The organism is Burkholderia cepacia complex sp. TUM26381, assembly GCF_057439935.1.
This window is the reverse complement of record NZ_CM172007.1, coordinates 3,309,276-3,322,791: the sequence shown is the minus strand read 5'-3', so window position 1 is coordinate 3,322,791 and position 13,516 is coordinate 3,309,276. Positions and strand designations below refer to the sequence as shown.

General features: G+C 66.2%; 11 protein-coding genes. 6 read left to right on the top strand and 5 right to left on the bottom strand.

The features are described 5' to 3' along the window. The first annotated feature begins 1 nt into the window (after position 1). From metC to ACWMMN_RS31690, 5 genes are all read left to right on the top strand, one after another. Complete coding sequence (metC, locus tag ACWMMN_RS31710; protein WP_059238129.1) at positions 2 to 1,192, top strand: cystathionine beta-lyase; 1,191 nt, start codon at positions 2 to 4, stop codon at positions 1,190 to 1,192. A gap of 60 nt (positions 1,193 to 1,252) precedes the next feature. Next, the gene (locus ACWMMN_RS31705; protein ID WP_059238127.1) at positions 1,253 to 2,569 is read left to right on the top strand and encodes an LLM class flavin-dependent oxidoreductase; all 1,317 of its coding nucleotides are present in this window, start codon (positions 1,253 to 1,255) and stop codon (positions 2,567 to 2,569) included. Between the two features lie 69 nt (positions 2,570 to 2,638). Further along, entirely contained in the window at positions 2,639 to 4,261 is a 1,623-nt protein-coding gene (gene gshA / locus ACWMMN_RS31700; protein WP_174994021.1) for a glutamate--cysteine ligase, read from the top strand. A 37-nt stretch (positions 4,262 to 4,298) separates the two neighbouring features. Then, the gene (locus ACWMMN_RS31695; protein ID WP_059238123.1) at positions 4,299 to 5,489 is read left to right on the top strand and encodes a benzoate/H(+) symporter BenE family transporter; all 1,191 of its coding nucleotides are present in this window, start codon (positions 4,299 to 4,301) and stop codon (positions 5,487 to 5,489) included. Between the two features lie 63 nt (positions 5,490 to 5,552). Further along, positions 5,553 to 6,713: a mandelate racemase/muconate lactonizing enzyme family protein gene (locus tag ACWMMN_RS31690; RefSeq protein ID WP_059238122.1), complete on the top strand. Its 1,161-nt coding sequence runs from the start codon at positions 5,553 to 5,555 to the stop codon at positions 6,711 to 6,713. Positions 6,714 to 7,200: 487 nt separating this feature from the next. Here ACWMMN_RS31690 and ACWMMN_RS31685 read toward each other — a convergent pair whose 3' ends face one another. Continuing rightward, positions 7,201 to 8,124: a LysR family transcriptional regulator gene (locus tag ACWMMN_RS31685; RefSeq protein WP_059238119.1), complete on the bottom strand. Its 924-nt coding sequence runs from the start codon at positions 8,122 to 8,124 to the stop codon at positions 7,201 to 7,203. Between the two features lie 259 nt (positions 8,125 to 8,383). Then, positions 8,384 to 8,623 carry a hypothetical protein gene (locus ACWMMN_RS31680; protein ID WP_486423650.1) on the bottom strand — a complete coding sequence of 80 codons (240 nt, stop codon included), beginning with the start codon at positions 8,621 to 8,623 and terminating at the stop codon, positions 8,384 to 8,386. Between the two features lie 1,090 nt (positions 8,624 to 9,713). Here ACWMMN_RS31680 and thrS point away from each other — a divergent pair. Then, positions 9,714 to 10,934 carry a threonine--tRNA ligase gene (gene thrS, locus ACWMMN_RS31675; protein ID WP_486423649.1) on the top strand — a complete coding sequence of 407 codons (1,221 nt, stop codon included), beginning with the start codon at positions 9,714 to 9,716 and terminating at the stop codon, positions 10,932 to 10,934. Between the two features lie 82 nt (positions 10,935 to 11,016). On the opposite strand, the gene ACWMMN_RS31670 is transcribed toward thrS, so the two are convergent. From ACWMMN_RS31670 to ACWMMN_RS31660, 3 genes are read right to left on the bottom strand one after another with little or no spacing between them, the layout of a single operon-like run. Continuing rightward, entirely contained in the window at positions 11,017 to 11,751 is a 735-nt protein-coding gene (locus ACWMMN_RS31670) for a polysaccharide deacetylase family protein (RefSeq protein ID WP_059238113.1), read from the bottom strand. A gap of 23 nt (positions 11,752 to 11,774) precedes the next feature. Continuing rightward, entirely contained in the window at positions 11,775 to 12,335 is a 561-nt protein-coding gene (locus tag ACWMMN_RS31665; protein WP_175847626.1) for a hypothetical protein, read from the bottom strand. Beyond that, a complete protein-coding gene (locus tag ACWMMN_RS31660; protein WP_059238109.1) occupies positions 12,332 to 13,486 on the bottom strand; it encodes a glycosyltransferase in 1,155 nt (384 codons plus the stop codon). Before ACWMMN_RS31660 ends, ACWMMN_RS31665 begins: the two co-directional genes overlap by 4 nt. Positions 13,487 to 13,516 lie beyond the last annotated feature (30 nt).

Sequence of the window (13,516 nt, the reverse complement as noted above, 5' to 3'; positions counted from 1 at the left end):
CATGCGGCCCGCCCCGATCCGTCCGGCAGCCGACGCGCAGGTCGACACCGTGCTCGTCACGGGCGGCCGCGCGCCGGCCGCGCATCACGGCTTCGTCAATCCGCCCGTCTATCGCGGCTCGACCGTGCTCGCGCCCAGCGTGGCCGATCTGCTCGGCTACACGCAGCCATACGTTTACGGCCGGCGCGGCACGCCGACGACCGCCGCGCTGCAGGACGCGGTGCTTGCGCTCGATCACGGCGCCGGCGTGGTGCTGTGTCCGTCGGGGCTCGCCGCGATCACGACCGCGCTGTCGTCGTGCCTGTCGGCTGGCGACCATCTGCTGATGACGGACGCGGTGTACCGGCCGGCCCGGCAGCTGTGCGACGGCGTGCTGCGGCGCGCGGGCATCGAGACTACGTACTTCGATCCGTGCGCGTCGGTCGACACGCTCGCCGCGCTGATCCGGCCGAACACGCGCGCGCTGTATCTCGAAGCGCCCGCGTCGCAGAGCATGGAGATGTGCGACGTGCCTGCGCTCGCCGCACTCGCGCACGACCGCGGGCTGGTGGTGCTGTTCGACAACACGTGGGCGACGCCGCTGTTCTTCGATGCGTTTGCGCACGGCGCCGATCTCGTGATCCAGGCCGGCACCAAGTATCTCGCCGGCCATGCCGACGTGATGATCGGCATGGTGTCGGCGTCGGCGCGCGCGCTGCCCGCGCTCGAGCAGTACCAGCGCGACACGGGGCAGTGCATCGGCTCGGACGATGCGTTTCTCGCGCTGCGGGGGGTGCGCACGCTCGGCGTGCGGATTCGCCAGCACCAGGCGAATGCGCTGCGCGTGGCGCGCTGGCTCGCGGCCCGCCCGGAAGTGCGGCGGGTGTGTTATCCGGCGCTCGAGGACGATCCCGGCCATGCGCTGTGGGCGCGCGACTTCAGTGGCGCGACCGGGCTGTTCTCCGTCGTGCTCCGGCCGGCACCCGCGCAGGCCGTCGCCGCGTTGCTCGAAGGGCTGGCCTATTTCGGCCTCGGCTATTCGTGGGGCGGCTACGAAAGCCTCGCGATGCCGTTCGACTGCTCGGCCTACCGCACCGCGTCGCACTGGGATCCGGGCGGCCCGTGCGTGCGCTTTCACATCGGTCTCGAAAACGCCGACGACCTGATCGGCGATCTGGAGGCCGGCTTCGCCCGCTTCAACGACGCGCGCTGACGGGCCCGCCGCGCGCGGCCCGCACGCATTGCGCCCCATTCCGACGACGAGGAACCCCGTATGACGAAGCAACTCTGCCTGGGTGGATTCATGCGACCGATCTGCCTGCACACCGCGTGGTGGCGGCATCCCAGCGCGCCGACGCTCGCAAATTTCAACTGGCCGATCATCCGGTCGCTTGCGCAGAAGCTCGAGCATGCATGCTTCGACGCGGTCTTCACGGCCGACCATCTGGCGGTGATGCCGATGCCGCCGAACGCACTCAAGCGCAGCGGCACGATTACGTCGTACGACCCGCTCGTGATGCTGTCGGCGATCGCCGCGTGCACCGACCGCATCGGCCTGATCGCGACCGGCACGACGAGCTACGAGGATCCGTACCTGCTCGCACGCCGTTTCGCGTCGCTCGATCACCTGAGCGGCGGGCGCGCGGGCTGGAACATCGTCACGACCGTCAATCCGGAAGCCGCGCTCAATTTCGGGCTCGAGACGGCGTTGCGGCACGCGGAACGCTACGAGCGCGCGGAAGAGTTCTTCCAGGTCGTGACGGGGCTGTGGGACGGCTGGTCCGATCATGCGCTGGTGATGGACAAGGAAGCCGGCGTGTTCTCCGATCTCGACCGGATCCGGCCGCTCAACCACAAGGGCAAGTTCTTCTCGGTGAAGGGGCCGCTCAACGTTGCGCGGCCGGTCCAGGGCTGGCCGGTGATCGCGCTCGCCGGGGCGTCCGAGGAGGCGCGCGACATGGCCGCGCGATCGGCCGATCTCGTGTTCGGCAACGCACGCAGCATCGAGACGGGCCGCGCGTTCTATCGCGACGTGAAGTCGCGCGCGGTCGCGGCCGGACGCAATCCCGACCATCTGAAGGTCTTGCCCGCGAACCAGGTGTACGTCGGCCGCACGCGTGCCGAGGCGCTGGCGAAGAAGCGCTACATGGACGATCTCGTGCACGTCGACAGCAACATTCCGAACCTGTCGATCCGGCTCGGCGTCGACTGCTCGAAATTCGATCCCGACAAGCCGTTGCCGGAGCTGCCGCATACCGAACAAGGGCAGGGCAACCAGCGTGAATGGGCGGCGCTGGCGCGTCGCGAGGGGCTGACGGTGCGCGAGCTTGCGAAGCGGGCCGCCGAATCCGGCACCGGCGAAATGGTTGGCACGGCGTCGGAAATCGCCGACCAGATGGAGGAGTGGCTGATGACGGAGGCATGCGACGGCTTCATCGTCGTGTTCTACACGGTGCCCGACGGCTACGACGACTTCGTGACGATGGTGGTGCCCGAGCTGCAGCGGCGTGGCCTGTTCCGCACGCGCTACGAAGGCGCGACGCTGCGCGAGAACATCGGCCTGCCGCGGCCGAAGAGCCCGCTCGACTGAGCGGCGCCGCATCCGATTTCGTGACGGGAGACCGTAATGACCCATGAAGCTTCACCCAGACACACGTGGATGACGACGACCTATCGCCGCCGGCTGGGCGTGCTGAGCGACGCGGCCCACCTGCCGTTGCTCGGCCACGGGCTGTGCGGCGTCGAGCGCGAGACGCTGCGCGTCGATGCCGCCGGCCGGCTCGCGATGACGCAGCATCCGCGCGCGCTCGGCGCGGCGCTCACGCACCCGTCGATCACGACCGACTATGCGGAGCCGCTGCTCGAGTTCGTCACGCCGCCGCAGCACGACGCCGCCGACGTGATCGAGCGGCTCGACGAGCTGCATCGCTACGCGTGCGATGCGATCGGCGACGAGCTGCTGTGGAGCCAGTCGATGCCGTGTCCGCTCGACGACGATCGCCGCATTCCGATCGCGTGGTACGGCACGTCGAACCTCGGCATCCTGAAGCACGTGTACCGGCGCGGGCTCGCGTTCCGCTATGGCAAGGCGATGCAGTGCATCGCCGGGATTCACTACAACTATTCGCTCGCGGATGCCGTGTGGCCGCTGCTGCGCGACGGGCGCACGCCGGCCGGCCGCGACGGGCACGACGCGCGTTCGGCCGGCTATTTCGCGCTGATCCGCAATTTCCACCGCTACGGCTGGCTGCTGCTGTACCTGTTCGGTGCGTCGCCGGCGTTGTGCGCGGGCTTCGTCGCGGGCGACCTGCACGACCTCGACACGTTCGATGCACAGACGCTGTACCGGCCGTACGCGACGAGCCTGCGCATGAGCGACCTCGGTTACCAGAACCGGGTGCAGGGCGCGTTCGCGCCGTGCCTCGACACATTGCCGGCCTATCTGGAAGGGCTCGCGCGGGCCGTCGCGCAGCCGTGTCCCGAGTACCAGGCGATCGGTGCGAAGCGCGATGGCGAGTGGCTGCAGCTCAGCACGCACCTGCTGCAGATGGAGAACGAGTTCTATTCGGCGATTCGCCCGAAACGCACGGTGCGCAGCGGTGAACGGCCGCTCGATGCGTTGCGCGGCCGCGGCGTCGAGTACGTCGAAGTGCGGTGCCTCGATATCGATCCGTTTGCACCGCACGGCGTAGCGGAGACGACGTTGCGCTTCGTCGACGCATTCCTGCTGTTCTGCGCGCTCGACGACAGCCCGTGCTTCACGGATGCCGAACAGGACACGTGCCGGCGCAATTTCGCGACGGTTGCACGGGAGGGCCGGCGCCCGGGGCTCGAACTGCAGCGCGGCGGCGAACGCGTTGCGCTGCGCACCTGGGCGCACGAACTGCTCGCACGCGTTCACGAGGCGGCCGGTGTGCTGGATCTCCAGCGCGGCGACACGCGCACGACCGCGGCGCTCGATGCGCAATACGCGAAGCTCGACGATCCGCGGGCGACGCCGTCGGCACTTGTGCTCGACGCGCTGCACACGTTGCGCGACGACCCGCGCGGCGCGTGCTTTGCGTTCGGGATGCGGCAGTCGCGTACGCATACCGGGGACTTCCGCGCGCGGCCGCTGCCGGCTGACCTGAAGGCGCGATTCGATGCGACGGCGGCCGAGTCGCTGAGCCGCCAGGCCGATCTGGAACGCACGCAGATCGGCAATTTCGACGCGTTCCTCGCCGCGTATCACGCGGGAACGCTGAACCAGGAGTGCGGCGAGCCGGCGCGCGACGCGCGATGAGGCCGCTGCTGTACCGAATCCATTCCACGGAGGACAGATGAGCAGTATCGCGGAAATGAAAACCGAACGCGGGTTCTCGGCACGCGCGGCCGGCGCAGGCGCGCTGGCGTCGTTCGTCGGGTTCGCGTCGACATTCACGCTGATCGTGAATGCGCTGACGAACGTCGGCGCGACGCGCGCGCAGGCCGCGTCGGGCCTGATGGCCGTGTCGATCGTGATGGGGCTGGCCGGCATCGTGCTCAGCGTCCGGACCCGGATGCCCGTCAGCGTCGCGTGGTCGACGCCCGGTGCCGCGCTGCTGCTCGGCCTGGGCGCGGTGAAAGGCGGCTATCCGGCGGCGGTCGGGGCACTGGTGCTGACCGGCGTGCTGCTGACGCTGGCCGGGCTGTGGAAGCCGCTCGGCCGCGCGATCTCGAAGATCCCGTTGCCGATCGCGAACGCGATGCTCGCCGGGATCATCCTGAACCTGTGCGTCGCACCGGTGCATGCGCTCGCGCGGTACCCGCTGGTCGTCGCGCCGATCCTGCTCGTCTGGGTCGTCATGATGCGGATCCGCAAGATCCTCGCGGTGCCGTGCGCGGCAGTCGCGACACTGATCGTGATCGCGTTCATCGCAAAGACGGGAGGCATCGGTGCGGACGGCATGATGCCGCATCTCGCGCTCGTCGCGCCGGTGTTCTCGGCGGAGACGATGATGAGCGTCGCCGTGCCGCTGTTCATCGTGACGATGGCGTCGCAAAACATTCCGGGCGTCGCGGTGCTCAACGTGAACGGCTACCGGCCCGAAGCGTCGCGGCTGTTCGCCGCCACGGGGCTGTGCAGCCTGCTGGCGGCGCCGTTCGGCGCACCGCCGATCGGGCTGGCCGCGATCACCGCCGCGCTGTGCGCGGGCGACGAGGCCGGCCCCGACGAATCGCGCCGCTACTGGGCGGGCATCGTGTGCGGCGCCGCGTACATCGTGTATGGGCTGGCCGCGAGCGCGGCGACGCTCTTCATCGCGGTCGCACCGCCGATCATCATCGAGGCCGTTGCGGGCCTCGCGCTGATGAACGCGCTCGGCGGCGCGCTGCTCAACGCATTCACCGACAAGGAGGCGCGCGAAGCCGCGATCCTGACCTTCCTCGTGACGATCGCCGGCCACGCGTTCTTCGGCATCGGCGGCGCGTTCTGGGGGTTGCTGACCGGCATCGGCGTCACGTTCGTGCTGCGTCGCGCGCAGAGCCGGTGATGCCGCGCGAACGCGCGGCCTGACGAAGTCCTGTTGCACTCATCAAAACAAAACGGAGCAGACATGCAGCACACCATCGTGAAAATGACCGCGACGCCGGTGTTCGCGCGCGGCGACGCCGAGATCGCCGGTGTCCGGTTGTCCGGCAAGCTGTCGGGCGTCATCGTCGAAATCGAGACGTCGCAGGGCGTGACCGGCCACGGCTTCACGGCGATCACCGACGAAGCGGTCGTGGCCGCCGCGATCGATCACGTTGCCGCGCCGAACCTGGTCGGGATGAACGTCGTCGAGCGCGAGCGGATTCTCGACAAGCTTTACTGGCTGCTGTGCCCGCGCGGGCAGACCGGCTACGCGGGGCACGTGATCTCCGCGATCGACATCGCGGTCTGGGACGCGATCGGCAAGATCGCCGGCATGCCGGTATGGAAAATGCTCGGCGGCGCGCGCCCGGTGGTGCCGCTGTACACGACGTTCGGCTTCGCGTCGCTCGAGCGCGCAGAGCTGACGCATGCCGCGCGCGCGCTCGTCGGCGCCGGGCACCGACGCATCAAGATGATCGTCGGCTATCACGCGCTGGCGCGCCGCAACGAAGGCCGGCCGCTCGACCAGGTCGTCGCCGACGACGTGGCGCGCGTGCGGGCCGTCCGCGATGCGGTGGGCGATGCCGCGGAAATCTACATCGACGCGAATTGCGGGCTCGACCACTATCACGCGCTGCGGCTCGCCGAACGCGTGGCCGACTGCGACATCGGCTTTTTCGAGGAGCCGATTGCCGACAACGATCCCGTCAAGCTCGCCGACCTGAGAAAACGCGGCGGCATTCCGGTCGCGACCGGGCAGAGCGAGGGGCAGTTGTTCCGGTTCCGCGATTTCCTCGTGAACGAGTCCGTCGACATCCTGCAGCCCAACGTATGCGTGTGCGGCGGCTTTTCGGTCGCGGCGCGTGCGGCCGCGCTCGCGCAGGCGTTCGGCGTGCCGATCGACAACGGCGGCACGTTCCCGTTCCACAACATGCACCTGCACGGCGGGCTCGCGAACGGCGGGTCGGTCGAGTGGCACGTTGTCGCGGTGGAGATCTGCCGGAACCTGTTTACCGGCCTGCCGGCCGAGCAGGACGGCACGCTGGCGCTGCCGGATGCGCCGGGCCTCGGCTTCGGCATCAATCGCGACGGCGTGCGCGAATTTTCGTCCGGCCCCGGATCGCTGGGGCACGGCAAGGCCTGACCGGCGGCCGGTGCGTGCCCGCCGCGGTGCGCGCACCGGCTGCGATGCGCTTGCAGTTGCCGGAGGTGGGTGTGCCGGTGGCCGATATCGGCGGCACGATCCACGCGCACCCGACGCTCGACGAAGTGCCGCGGGGGCTGCATTGCGCGCGCTCCCGTAGGCGTTGCAAGTGTGATCCAGCGTGGATGCGACTGGTGGGACTGGTGGGACTGGTGGGACGGAGCCCCGATACGCGGGGCTTCTTTGTTTGCGTTGGCAACGGATGCCATGCTTGGTTGGCCGGCTACCGGACGGGGTGCTGCGTTTCTACCCGGAAGATGGACGAGCAAGCGGTCGTTTCGATCGGATGCGACGGCGCCGACAAATGGACGAGCATGCCCGACGCTTTAAATGACCGAGCAACTCGAGCGCGCGTATTGACGCACGTATGGATGGTCGAGCCGTGAGCGGATGGCGAATCGGTCTCGAGCGTTGACCGTTCTCGGGATTAAATTTGTCTCGTTTGAGGTGCGAGGGTTCGCACGATGTTGATGAAGCTGGCGAGGACGTGCCCGATATCGTCTTTCCGCCACACAAGACCCGTTTCAACGATGGATGGCCCGTGTGCCAGAGGGCGATAGACGACGCCCGTGCGTCGCAAGTTGCGAAGCGATTGCGGAACCAGGGCGACGCCCATGCCGGCGGAAACGAGACTGACGATTGTTTGCATCTGGATCGCCTCCTGACCAATGCGAGGAACGACGCCGGCAGAACTGTAGCACTCCATAATGGTGTCGTAGAAAGCCGGCGCGAGATGCCGCGGGAAAATCACGAGCGGAAGCGCTGCGACGTCTGGCAGATGAATGGGTACGTCCTCGGGTGCGTTCGACGCGCCGGCCGGCATCGCGAGCACGAGTGGTTCGCTCAAGACCGGAAAATACGATATTTCAGCCGCGTAGCGCGGCGATACTGGCGGGATAATCAGGCCCGCGTCGATGCGGCCTGCGACCAGCGCGTCGATTTGGACGTCGCTTGTCGCTTCGGTGAGTTGTAGCCGCACTAGCGGATAGCGGGCGCCGAATTCGCGTAGCAGCGATGGCAGGAGCCCGTAATCGGCAATGGAAACAAATGCGAATGACAGTTTCCCGGTTTCGCCGCGCGCGAGGCTCTGCGCGAGTCGCGGAAGCGCTTCAGCCTCAGCGAGCAGTTTGCGCGCCTCGGGGAGCAACGCTTCGCCGACCGGGGTGAGCGCAACCGTTCGGTTCGTGCGCGCAAATAAAACGACGCCGAGTTCCCGCTCCAGGGAACGAATTGCCTGTGAGAGGGGAGGTTGGGTGATTGAAAGGCGCACGGCCGCGCGACCGAAGTGCCGCTCTTCAGCAACTGCCACGAAGTAGTACCACTGGCGTAGATCGGGAGGGGAATTGAACATTCTCGTGAAATGCGACTAATAGCGATGAACAATATATTGGACAAGCGGTATCTAGCGCGTGGGTTTTCCGGTCCGCATGTCGAAAATGGGCAGACTGCCCTTTGAAGGCACCCGATATCCCCTTCCACTCTGTAATTCTCGCGAATGATGGTCTCGTAGCAGCCTGGTATCGCGTTGTCATTCAGGAAGAGCGCGCCTCGGTCTGTTTGATTATTTTTCATCACCTTGATGTGACGAGTGAGCGGACACAAGTGGGATTTTACCTAACTCGGCGATCTGATTTTGGCCCTCTTCGAGAAGCGGCGATTTTCATGGTCGTGAGGGCGGTAATGGGCAGCGGAATCTTATCGGCGGTTCCAGCCGACTGAATGCCAAGGCAGGGCGGCTGACGAGAATCTCGCGCGAGCAGCACGACGAGTTGGGTATTTTTCCAGATGCGGCCCATCCAGGTGACGATAGAGACGAGCGTCCCATCGACGGTCAAGTCGAAGGAAAGCACTTCGGGGCGTCCTGTGTGAGCCGGGCCAAGCGTTGTCCTCAGGCAGGCAAACTTCGCTCGCGTCCGCGCCGGCAACCCGTGTTGGCTAGTCGCCATTTTGTATGCTCGCGACGGGTGTATCCGCCGCTATCCCGCTGTACCTGTTATTGAGCGCTGTGACGTAACACAGCAGGTCTTCAGTGCGCCCTTCTGAAACGACTTGCTCATCAAAGGTCGACACACGAGTTGAAAGAAACTCGCGCGCCCAGAACGATCAGAAAGCTGACTCACGGATTGGTCCGGGCTTGGGTTTGCGGATTGACTTGTGCTGTTTCTCGCTCTGATATCGTTATCGATACGCTCACTAATCCATGCCCACACGAGTGAATTTTGGCGAGCCGCTTCGAGGGCCATTTCTGCCGCGACGTCAGAGTCGCTGCCGTTGGCATTCGCTCCGAACATCTGCTTTGTTCGATTGACGTTCACGTCGCGCTGCCTGCTGGAAGCCCCGGCAGCATTTATTTCAGCTTGTAGTTTTTGACGCTACTTTCTCTGGGCGAGCCTGTTCTGCCCCTGCGTCTACTCGTGATATCTGTCGACTGCTGTTCCCTGTTCATGTCGGAACCGATACCGCCAGCCTCGCGGGTTTCGCGCCGGATCTGCCCGGCCTGTGTTCCCGCCACGGTCGCGGCGGGTTGCTGGGTGGCCGCGGATCGGGCGCCGAAGGATCACGTCGGCGTGATCAGCGGGATGACCAAACTGGTCGGAACGGAGGCAGCGTCGGCGCAAGTGCCGACGGGCGTCGCCCTTCCGGGTGACTGCTTGCGGTCCGGTACAGCGGATCGCCGGCGCAGCGCGATCGTGCGACGCGATTCATTCGGGTAAATTCGAACGCCTGATTGACAGGCGGCACGAGGTTGACTAGATTCATCGCATGAACGCACGTTTCGTCACGACCACCACGACCACCACCACGACCGCCAATGGCGGGCTGGGGGGAGGTTGCACGTCGTAGATCCATGCGTCGATCATCCCCAGAAGCCCCGCCGGAAACGGACGGGGCTTTTTTCATGCTCCGTTCGACCGGCACCTGACGTCAACGGAGAACGTGATGGACGATTTCGATCATCGAGTGCTTGGCAACAGGCTCGATCTGTTTCACCAGCAGGATGAAAGCCCGGGCGCCATTTTCTGGCATCCGCGCGGCATGATCCTTTTTCGCGTCGTCGAGGAATATATTCGTGTCCGGATGCGGCAGGCCGGCTTCGCAGAAGTCAGGACACCTCAGATTGTCTCGCGCGAGCTATGGGAGCAGAGCGGTCATTGGGAGAAGTTCGGGCGAAACATGTTTTCGCTCGAGAGCGACAGCAAGCCATACTGCCTGAAGCCGATGAGCTGCCCGGGCCATGTACAGGTCTTCAGGAAAGGCACGCGTTCGTATCGCGATCTGCCGGTCCGGTATGCGGAGTTCGGCGCGGTTCACAGGGCGGAGCCGTCGGGGGCATTGCACGGCCTCATGCGTGCCCGTGCGTTCACGCAGGACGACGCCCACGTGCTGTGCATGCCCGATCAGGTCGAGGCCGAAGTGGCGCGCTTCTGCGTGCTGCTGAAGACGATCTACGCAGACTTCGGGTTCGACGGATTCGACGTGGCGCTGTCGACGCGGCCGGCGCTTCGAGCCGGCGACGATGCGGTGTGGGATCGCGCGGAAGCGATGCTGGCGTCCGCTGCGCGAGCGGCGGGCCTGGATTTCGCGGTCCTGGCGGGCGAAGGCGCGTTCTACGGCCCCAAACTCGAGTTTCATTTGCTCGACCGTCAGGGGCGGAAGTGGCAGTGCGGAACGATCCAGCTCGACTTCGTGTTGCCGGAGCGGCTCGGCGCAACCTATGTTGCGGAGGACGGTGCGAAGGCCACGCCCGTCATGTTGCATCACGCGGTGCTCGGGAGCCTCGAACGGTTCATCGGGATTCTGCTCGAGCACTATGAAGGGTGGCTGCCGACGTGGCTGGCGCCGGATCAGATCGTCGTCGCGAACATCGGGGAGGGCGACCGCGCGTTTGCCGACGATACGGCGTTCGCCTTCGAAGAAATCGGTTGCCGGGTGCTGCGGGATTTTCGTTCGGAACGCTTGCCACGCAAGATCTTCGATGCGCGGGAGTTGGCCGCGCCGATCGTCGCGGTAACGGGGCCGAAGGAGGCGCTCGCCGGCGAGGTGTCGTTGCGGACGAGAGGCGGGGAGCAGCACGTGCTGAAGCTCGACGATGCGCTGGCTTACCTGAAGCAGCAGGCACGCGCGCCGTCAGCGACGCGCGTGTTTCGTCCGCCGGTTTGAGCGGACGGCGGAGCCCGTCCATGTGTCGTCGCGGCATGGACGGGTATCGGAGTGTCGGCGGGTACGCCGGAGGCGGCGCATGCTACCGGGTCCTTCGGAACCGCCCGCTCGCACACTTGAACCACAGCCGCACGGCCCCGACTCCGCCCGCCACCGGAATCCGCGGCAGCAGAAACGGATCGTCGGCCGCGCTGGCACATCCGCGCCGGGTGGTCGTCGCGTTGCCGTACCCGGCGTCCATGACCTGGTCGCGCACGCGCGCGTCCAGGTCGCCGTACGGATAGCAGAACGATTCGACACGCCGGCCGCTCAGCATTTCGAGTTGCCGCTTCGATTCGGTCAGCTGGAAGTCCGATACGGGCGTCGGCACATACGACAGCGCGACGTGATCCAGCGTATGCGAGCCGATTTCATGGCCGTGATCGCGCCACGCGAGCATATCCTCGCGCGTCATCAGCGGCGAGCGTGCCGTATGGGCATCTGCGTCCCAGTCGTTCGCCCCGCCGAACCGGCCGGCGACGAAGTAGCAGGTCGCGGTGAACCCGAGCGCGTCCAGCACGGGCATCGCGTGCGTCAGCACGTTGAGGAAGCCGTCATCGAACGAAATGCCGAAGACCTTGCCCTTGCGCTCCCCGCGCAGGTACGGCTGGAGTTCGCGCACGCTCACACCGCGGTAGCCGAGCCGCTTGAACAGCGTCATCTGGCGGCGGAACGCGTCGGGGGCGACGCTCAGGCCGCGCAGCCGGTCGGGCGGCGGCGGCAGCGGGCGGATCTGGTGATACATCAGGATCGGATAGCGTGGGGTGCGCGCAAGCATCGGCGGATCGCGGGAAAGCGGGGTTACGCGGCCTTGCGGAAAATCCGCAGGGTCTTGAAGTCGCCGACCTCGACGAAATCGGCATTCGCCGCCCATTGCGCGATGATCGGCTCGGCCTTCCGGTACGCCGACGAACCCTTGTAGAACAGCAGGTGGCCGTTGGGCGTGGTATGGCGTGCGAACAGGTCGAGCACCTCTTCGTCGGTCTTCGCGCCGTAGCGGCTGTTCGACTCGTCGCGGAATTCGCACAGATGGAACAGCGTGACGACGTCGAATGCCGGCAGCAGGCCCGAATTGCTCGTGTAGATGTCGCCGAAATACGCGAGATAGGTCTTGCTCACCTCGGGTTGCCGCGTGACGAGATCGACATACGACTTGTATTCCTTCGGCGACGCCGTCACGCCGAAGACGGTGTTGTTCAGGTGCGGCCGCGCGCATTCGACGCCGACATGGTGATGGCCGCCGGTGCCGAAGTGATAGATGCGCACGCCCTTGAGGCGCACGGATTCCAGCCATTCGACGAAGTGCACGTCGCACGGGCATTCCTGCGTGCGCAGATCCCAGTACTTCTTCCAGATATTCATTGCCATTTCGTGGTTCCCAGGGATGTCACCCAGCGATAGGGGTTGTGTCGAATCGAGTTCTGATAGACGGACAAGGTCGCCTCGACGAATTTGTCGAACGAGAATTCGTGCTTGCCTTTCAGCCGCGCGCTGCGCCCCATGGCGCGAACGCAGCCGGGTTCCCGCACGATCGCGCGCAGGATCGCCTCGATCGCTTTGGGCTCGCGCGGCGGGACGACCCACCCGTCCACGCCCGGCTCGACGTTCTCGGGCAGCCCGCCCACGCGCGTCACGATGGCCGGGCAGCCGAGCGACATCGCTTCGCGGCACGCGTACGACAGGCTCTCGTGGTACGACAGGACGAACGACACGTCGATGATCGAGAACGGTGTCCGTACGTCGTCGAGCCGTCCGGTGAAGGCGGTGCGCGACGCCATGCCGTGCCGCGCGATCTGCTCGCGTTGCTCGCCGGAGGGCTCCGCGCCGACCAGCAGTACGCGAAACCGCTCGCGCTCGGGTTCGGGCAGGCGGCCGAGCGCCGCGATCAGATCCATCCAGCCTTTTTCCGGCGCAGTGCCGGCGCTGCTGCCCAGCACGATCGCATCCGCACCGGACGACCCGAACAGCGCGATCTTGCGGCGGCGGAGCTCGTCGCCCGCCAGCCGTTCGGCAGCCGGCCGGCGCACGCCGTGCTTGACCACCGTCACGTTTCCATACGGCGAGCGCAGCGCGAGCATGCTCGCGACGTAGTCGCTGACCGCGATCGTGTGGTCGGTGGCCAGCCGGGCGCGCAACTGGTTGCCGAAGCTGTCGGCGCGATAGGTGTTGTGCTTGGTCAGCACGACCGCGGGCCGGTACCGGCACCCGAGCAGCGCCAGCATCACCTGCCGGTGATCGGCGGACCCGTTGACGTGGATGACGTCGAAGCGCTCGGCGACGATCCGCTGGCGCAGCCGGACGATTTCCTGGCAGAGCCGGTTCCAGCGCGGCTTGAATTCCATGTCGAAGATGGCCACGCCGGGACTGTCCTTCAACAGTCGCGACAGGCGGCTCCCCTCCGGCGACGCGACGGTCACGCTGTGATGGCGGCTCATCGCGACGGCGAGATCGCGGACGTAGGTGTCCTGGCCGCCGCCGTAATCGCCGTGGAAGTTGGTGTACAGAATGTTCATCACGATGCCGTTTTTTCTCGATCGCTCACT